At 54.1% G+C, this 6,956-nt stretch carries 2 protein-coding genes and 1 pseudogene; 2 read left to right on the top strand and 1 reads right to left on the bottom strand.

Annotated features, from left to right (window positions below; all coding sequences use genetic code 11):
- The first annotated feature begins 63 nt into the window (after positions 1-63).
- A protein-coding gene (locus JV241A_RS23505) for an IS3 family transposase (protein ID WP_134063887.1) occupies positions 64-1,226 on the top strand; the annotation gives its coding sequence in 2 pieces (ribosomal slippage) (positions 64-319 and positions 319-1,226; 1,164 coding nt in all).
- A gap of 12 nt (positions 1,227-1,238) precedes the next feature.
- Here the strand turns inward: JV241A_RS23505 and JV241A_RS23500 are convergent.
- A pseudogene (locus tag JV241A_RS23500) lies at positions 1,239-1,955 on the bottom strand (TOPRIM nucleotidyl transferase/hydrolase domain-containing protein); the annotation flags it as partial.
- Between the two features lie 908 nt (positions 1,956-2,863).
- Here JV241A_RS23500 and JV241A_RS23490 point away from each other — a divergent pair.
- Positions 2,864-6,811, top strand: coding sequence for a hypothetical protein (locus tag JV241A_RS23490; protein WP_134064699.1), 3,948 nt, complete (start codon positions 2,864-2,866; stop codon positions 6,809-6,811).
- The last annotated feature ends 145 nt before the right edge of the window (positions 6,812-6,956 follow it).

Raw genomic sequence — 6,956 nt, 5'->3', positions numbered from 1 at the left:
GTAGTGGTCTAATGAAACCGGACACCCATTTAGGCGAGAATGCTCGCCAGAGAGAGGTGTCCGATGACCAAGCAACGTCGTTCCTTTACGCCCGAGTTCAAACGCGAAGCTGCCAGTCTGGTGCTCGACCAGGGCTACAGCCATATCGAAGCAGCCCGTTCGCTTGGGCTGGTGGAGTCGGCCCTGCGTCGATGGGTTAACCAGCTTCAGGAAGAGCGAAACGGTGTGACTCCGACCAGTAAAGCGCTGACGCCCGAACAGCAGAAAATCCAGGAGCTGGAAGCTCGGATCAATCGCCTGGAACGGGAAAAAAGTATATTAAAAAAGGCCACCGCGCTCTTGATGGCCGAGGAACACGAGCGTTCGCGTTAATTGATCAGCTTCGTTCTGAAGAGCCTGTTGATCTGTTGTGCTCGGTATTCGAAGTCACCCGATCCTGCTATTACGCGCACTGTCGCAAGCACCGATCTCCAGACGTTAAGCGGCTGATTTTGCGCAGCCGCGTGAATGAGCTGTTCACCCAAAGCCGCAGCGCGGCGGGCAGCCGAAGCATCATGTTCATGATGCGCGAGGACGGCATAGCGATTGGGCGATTCAAGGTGCGCAAGCTGATGAGCGAGATGAAGTTGATCAGCAAGCAACCCGGCTCACATGCCTACAAAAAGGCGACGGTGGAGCGGCCTGATATCCCGAACGTGCTGGATAGAGAGTTCGCCGTGTCGGCACCAAATGAGGTCTGGTGCGGGGACATCACGTATGTCTGGGCTCAGGGTCGCTGGCACTATGTGGCGGCCGTGATCGATCTGTTCACCCGCCGCGTGGTGGGCTGGGCGTTTTCATCGAAGCCAGATGCCGACCTGGTGATCAAGGCCTTGGACATGGCCTATGAACAGCGTGGCCGGCCTCAGAATGTACTGTTTCACAGCGACCAAGGAAGCCAATACAGCAGCCGAAGCTTCCGTCAGCGGCTGTGGCGTTATCGCTTCAAGCAGAGCATGAGTCGGCGTGGAAACTGCCACGATAATGCACCGATGGAACGGTTGTTTCGCAGCCTGAAAACGGAATGGGTACCGACCGTGGGTTATATGAGTGCTTCGCTGGCACAGCAGGATATTGGTCGGTTTCTGATGCAGCGCTACAACTGGCAGCGACCGCATCAGTTCAACAGCGGTCTGGCGCCCGCTGTTGCCGAAGAAAAACTTAACGCAGTGTCCGGGATTAGTTGACCACTACACAGCACTTCTAAACCACTCAGTGATGAAAGCGGTTTTTGCAGCAAACGTAGGCTCTGCCTTCAGCAGATTGTAGGTTTTGGTCGAAAGGACGATCTTTGCAAAGTCCACTAATTCGTTTTCTGACTGGGAATTAGCTGAGATCATCGCAGGTTCCAGTGAAAACTCATTGTTATCCTTGGATGAAATCAGCTGAATGTTCTTATGCGCATCATATTCCTTTCGCGCTGCTACGACGTTCTTGTCATAATCACCATCATTGTCACGCAGAACGTTAACCGCTGTACCGATCTCTTTACCGATTTCGATAAAAGTGTTAAAGCCAACGCCGCGCACTACAATGATGTCGATGCCATCTTGCTCCGGCAACCGATTGTGATGTTTATCTTTATAGATTCGTTTGAGCACCAACTCATCAGACGGCCCCTCTACCAATACCACCTTCTTGGAAAGCGCGACGCGCAGGGTGTCGTAACCAGGGAGACGCTTGAGTGTCTTGACGACGTCTTTATCCAAAAGATGCAGCCGTTTGTACGAGTCATGAAGGAGGCATATCTTGTCGATGCTGAGCTTGTTAAGCACGTATGAACTGTGCGTGGTCAGAAACAGTTGCTTGCCGTCACGTTGATCCTCGATGTCTTGGACGAGGCGGCTCAGTTCCACGTGCGACAGGTGATTCTCTGGTTCTTCCATCATCACCAGATCGATGTCTTTCGATTTGTTAGGGCGCCGCTCATCTTTCCTGCAAGAGTTGATCGACGAAGGTGTCGTGGCTCCCTGTGATGAGAACGGACAGACGATTAAACAACCAGTAGCCGCTGAACGGAGCGCCGCAGCTGGTACTGAGCAAACTCCAGCCAAGGCTAAAGGCCCATCGTGCCCAGGCTGTAAAGTTGGTGAGTTGATATGGCGTTTAGGGCCATACGGAAAGTTCCAATCCTGCTCAACCTTTCCCAAATGTAAATACAAGCCGCCGAAGAAGCGCCTGTAAGTGCGTCGGTCGTAAGCCTGCAAAATGTGCTCGCATATTTTGCAGGCGAGGCGTAGGTCAGGCCATACATGATAGTGCTTGGGCGCGGGCGGAAATCCCTTTCAAGGCACAAACGGCCCTCACCGACCATACCGCTGGTCGGACGTTATGCCCGGATCTTTAAACTGCCTTGGCCCCTCAGTCTGGGAGGCCATGACGGAATAATGTGTCATTACTAGGATATTGCAACGAATAAATTAGTGGCTTTTGGGCTTTTCGTTGCTCCTGATCACGCGCATAAACTGTCCGCAGATTCAGGGCTTGCGACAATGGACAGCTTCGCGCGTAGACAATATATATGCGCGGGGCAACACGTCGTTCCCCGCGCATGCTGATGGTCAGCTGTTGTTAGCGGCAGCGGCACACCGACCTGATTAATCCTCTCCCGGCCAGGTCATGCATGCAGATCGTGCAGAGATAAGCTAGCGCCAAGCTCTTACCAGGTGAACAAAGGGTTCGCAGGCGAAGATGGCCGTGAGCTATCATTCCAGCCCTCGTATCAGGCTCACCGGAAGTTCACCTTCCCGCTCAGACCCAAGATCGATCATTCAATCTTCGGCAGATGAATGCCTGGTAGCCGCCAGCCTGCTTGGAGACACGGATGTTCATTCGCTTGCGCGCCTTCTATAATCGGGCATTAGATGCCTCTAACGCCTGGACTAATAAAACCCGCAGCAAGCTAGCCGCTTTGAAGCGGTACCCACGTGCGGCCGTCAGCGCCTATCAGGCCGCACGTGCGTTCTTGGCCGCGCCCTCTCATGAGAATCTGTTCCAGCCGCTAACCCCAGTACTCATCGAGCCTGGGAAGATCCAGCGGTATGAGCGTGAGTTATTGAATGGGCTGAGGAACGATCAAGTCAGGAACATCGCGATCACGGGGGAGTACGGGGCAGGGAAGAGCAGCGTGCTTCGAACCTTCGTCCATCGCCACCCCGAGTTCATCTACGCGTTTGTTTCGCTAGCCACATTCGGCAAGGACACCGAGATCTCTGGGGCCTATGAGCTTGTTACCGATACCGACGCGACCTCGGAATCACCGCGCTCATCCGAGCCCTCTGCAAAGGCAGGGCAGGATTCTAAATCCGAGGAAAACAAGGCTGAATCTGATCTCGTTGCCCGGATCGAGGAGACGATCGTCCAGCAACTCCTGTACGCCGTCCCTGCAAAGACACTTCCCAAGACCCGCCTTAAGAGGATCGACCAAGCCTCGGGCCTGAAAATCTGGTGGAAAACGCTCTGCTATGGCCTCCTTATTCTGGCGGCGCTGAGACTGTACGTTCCTGTGGCAGAGAAGCTGCCCAAGATTGAACCGGCCTGGCTCCTGGAATGGCTGCTGTGGATCCCGAGCTCGCTCGCCGTCGGAATCGCTGCGTTAGGGTGCATACACCTGCTACACACGTGCCTCCGTCTGAGTTCGCTGTTCAGTATTGATGGTTTGACCCTCAAAGGAGGCAAGCTGGAGACCACCCACCATGGCTCCGTCCTGCACAAAAATATCGATGAGATCATTTACTGCTTTGAGCGAAGCAGCATTGACGTCGTGATCATTGAGGATCTCGACCGATTCGGTATTCATGACGTATTCACCCGATTGCGGGAAATCAATTTCATTATCAAGCAATCACCTCAGGTGAAACGACCTGTCTATTTCGTCTACGCGCTGCGCGATGAAATGTTCGTCGTCGGCGAGAAAACCAAATTTTTTGACCTCATCGTCCCTGTGATCCCCGTCATCAACTCGGAAAACTCCCAGGAAAAGATGATGGAGCTTCTGAACCTTCGAACCTTCAAATCTAAACCCTTGGGCGAACACCTCGACCGTCGACTGGTGGAGACGGTCTGCTACTACATCGATGACCTCCGGCTGGTGAAAAATATCGTCAATGAATTCGATATGTTTTCAAATATCCTTGCCAGCGGCCTACGCCTGGAGCCAGGCAAGCTGTTTGCGATTGTCGCCATCCGAAATCTCCATCCCGGCGCGTATGCCGACCTGGTCAAACGGAGGGGGGCGATCTATGGCGTTATCAAGGGCCTCGATACCTGGAAAATCCAGCAGAACAGCGCCAATGCCAAGCGACTTGATGACTTGCGGCTTGAGCGGGATGAGCGAGTCGCCGAGCTGGCCAACAATGTCACTGAGCTGAGGGCCTACGTTTGGTTCACGCTTCTTCGATTGACCGATTCCAGCCTCGCGACTCATGTGCGAGGCGGTGGTACCCGGTACACGCCGCAGGAATTCGTAACCGACGAAGTATTCGACTTACTGAAGACTAATGCCACGACCCTCACAACGGATGCCGTGCAGCAATATGGGCAGGCGACTAGTTACGCCTCTCGGAACATCTCAATGACTGAGCTGCTCACCGCTACATCCTATGAGAGGCGCCATGCTTTGCTTGGGCGGCGACTTAGCACCATCGCGGACGAAATCGCAGCGGTGCAGAGACAATCGGATCAGGTCATCAGGATGTCGTTCACGACCGCCGTCAAGAAAGGGTATGGAGAGGTCGTAAGGAGCAATCTTCCAGGCTTGGATGTCGTGAGCTATCTAATGCAGCATGGCTTTCTCGATGCCGACTACACCGACTACCTAGGTTATTTCTATCAGGGATCGCTGACGCCTGGTGACAAAGATCTGATCCTTTCATTGAGACGTGGTGTGCTGCCTGAAGTCTCCACGCCTGTCGATAGCCCGAGTACCGTGCTGGAGAAACTTAAGAGCGATGAGCTTGACGAGGGTAGGGGGATCATCGTCGATTTGATCGCCTGTCTCAGCGCCCGACCAACCTCGCTCGCGGCTGGCTCAGCAGACACACAGCTAAGCCATATACTGAGGAGCGGTCTGGACGAGCACACCGAACGAATGGCCGTCGCAGTGCGCGAGCTTTTGAGTCGAACAGACGCGGCTGGATTTATTCGCGCCGTGTACCGCCTCGAACCCAAACTGTTTAATAGCCTTTTCAATGCTAGGGACAAGGGGGACGCTGGTGGCGTTTTTGAAGGAAGCGAGGCCCGTCAGTCCTTCGTCAAAGCAATCGTCGACAACCTGCCGGAATCCGACTTCAAGACCCTGGCCGGTGATTCCTCGACGGATCTGGTGCCTACAATCGATGGGCTGGAAGATGCTTCACGGCTGATGCCAGGACTAGAGAGCAATCTGGGAGCATGGGCGTGGCTCAGGGCGTACCCAGTCCAGTTTGCCTCACTGGGCCATACGATGAGTCTCGCAGACCTCGAAAGGCTGATTGACTGGGGCTGCATCAAGATCAACCTGCCTATGCTATCGCTGATATGCGCGAAGTCAGAGGCTGGACGGGATTCTAAAGACGCCAAATCCGAACCTGCAGATGTGGGCATCGTGTCCTTGCGTAGGCTACAGGCTTTGGGCATCAATGGGCTCGATAATTATCTGCTCTCTCACGCCGATGAGCTCGGTAGCGCATTGCTAGATCAGTCTGCTGTCCTGGATGAATCAAGCGACTCCTTGACCAGCTTACTAGCAGAAGTGGACGCAGATCACGATCTGACAAATAGACTCTTCGATCACACGACCTGTGACCTACACACACTCACTGACGCCCCGAGATATCTTTGGGCAAAGGCACTTGAGAGTGATCGCCTGGTGGCCAAAGCTGACTCAGTGTGGATTTTTTTTGAGAAAGTCGTTGGGCCAGACGGCAACGTCTCGGACGAAGAAATCGGATCGGAACCCACAGCGGTATTCACCGGCTTCATCGCTCGGAATGCTTCGTCTCTCAAGGGCACGCTGTGGCAGTCAACGAGCTCAGACTGGTCGCTGCAACAGTATCTTCTGAGCTCCACCGGTATCAGTAATGACGTGCTCCAGGTATTGCTCGATGGCGTCGTGCTTCAAGACTTAGCAATGATAAAAACAGCGCTACCTGAGGGTCGCTGGGGCATGCTGGTAGCCTCATCATTTTTGCCATACAGCTCGGAAGTCAGGGAGATCGTACTGAATACTTGCCCACACCTCGAAGGCAAGTACCTGGTTGAACGCTGGGATCTAGCAAAAGCAGAGATCGATATCAGCTCGCTCCAGCTCGACACGATGCTCACGCTGAGCAAAAGCAAAGCGCTGTCACTCACACAGAAAATTCAGATGTGGTCAGGGCTTAGCCTGGAGACGATTGAAAGCAAACCGGAAGCGGTTCCAGAGCTCGGCCGTGTATCTATGCTGGCCAATCAAGCCGGCGTAAGGTTTGCTGATTCGCTGATGCCTGTGCTGCGACATCTGGTTCGCAACGCGAGCCTCACCCCAGAGCAGCGCTCTGAAATGCTGACACAATGTCTTCCCGGGATGAAGTGGCCGGACATTGCTGCAGCTCTAGGGTTGCTCGACGATGAAGACTTCAAAACCGTGAGCGCGAAGGTCAAGAAGATCAAGGTGAGAAACACCGAGTCAAACCGGAGGTTGGTCAACGCGATGAAATCTGAAGGGTACTTGGCGACGGTGACCACTGAGGACGACGTCCTCATCGCAACCACCAGGCCCTCGTCAATGACATCTGAGAACGGATGGCTCTAGTCTGAGCGCTGAAGGTAGCAGCTAAGCGACCACCGTAGAGCGCCAGATAGGGCTTGATGCTGACCGCATGGGAGTAACCTGACCCTCGCACATGACTTCTCTAACTGCTCGTAAGAACAGCATGGGCGAGGGGAGTGCAGACGTG

It is taken from the genome of Pseudomonas sp. JV241A (assembly GCF_900275665.1).
In the GTDB taxonomy this organism is placed as follows: Bacteria; Pseudomonadota; Gammaproteobacteria; order Pseudomonadales; family Pseudomonadaceae; genus Aquipseudomonas; species Aquipseudomonas wadenswilerensis.
Note: the sequence above shows the minus strand (reverse complement) of the source record. Positions and strands in the feature narration are given on the sequence as shown.